At 80.6% G+C, this 787-nt stretch carries 1 protein-coding gene; it reads right to left on the bottom strand.

Annotated elements, in window-relative coordinates; translation table 11 throughout:
- Positions 1-16: 16 nt before the first annotated feature.
- Positions 17-787, bottom strand: a 771-nt coding sequence (locus tag STRAU_RS28050) for an FAD-dependent oxidoreductase (protein ID WP_158692139.1), incomplete at its 5' end; no start/stop codon positions are given.

Here is a 787-nt window from a genome sequence, read left to right as displayed (position 1 = left end):
GCTGCACCCTCCCGCTTCACTCGCGGGCCGCGCGCACCGCCGGCGGCCACTCCCCCGCCGCGAGGAAGCGGCGTACGGACGCCGCCGCGCGCCGCCCCTCCGCGGCCACCGCCCCGGCGGCCCGCACCGCGTGCGTCACGTTCCCGACGGCGAAGACGCCGGGGATCTCCGTGCGGAAGGCCGCGTCGATCGCGGGCGCCCGGGTGCCGGGCGCGAGCGGCACCCCGCCCCGGCGCGCCAGTTCGTGGTCGGGGACGAAGTCGCCGGTGAAGACGACGGTGTCGCAGGCCAGTCGGGCGAGGCGGCCGGTGCGGTGCCGCACGAGCACGGCGGACAGCCGCCCCCGTCCTGCCAGTTCGGCCACCGCCGTGCCGGTGAGGAGCGGGACGCCGTGCCACAGCCGGGCCTCGGCGGCGCGCCAGGGCGTGGTCCCGTGCCGGCGCTCCGGCGTCACCTGGGCGGCCACGGCGACGCCCGCCCGCCGCAGCGTGTCGAGGGCGGCGTACGCGACGGGCTCGGCGCCCACGACCACGGCCCGCGTCCCGATGTGCTGCCCGTACAGGTGGACGGCCTGCTGGAGTTCGCCCGTGGTGTAGACGCCGGCCGGGCGGCTGCCGGGCACCAGGCGTGCGCTGCGCGGGCGTTCGCGGGCGCCGGTGGCGAGGACGACGGCCCGGGCGGTGAGGCGCTCCAGGCCGTCGGGCGAGGTCGTGTCCAGGGTGAGCGGGCCGGCCCAGCCGGTGGCGGTGACGCCGGTGCGGACGGTCGCGCCCGCGCGGGCCGCCGC

It is taken from the genome of Streptomyces aurantiacus JA 4570 (assembly GCF_000414115.1).
Taxonomy (GTDB): domain Bacteria; phylum Actinomycetota; class Actinomycetes; order Streptomycetales; family Streptomycetaceae; genus Streptomyces; species Streptomyces aurantiacus_A.
This window is presented reverse-complemented; position numbering and strand designations above follow the sequence as displayed.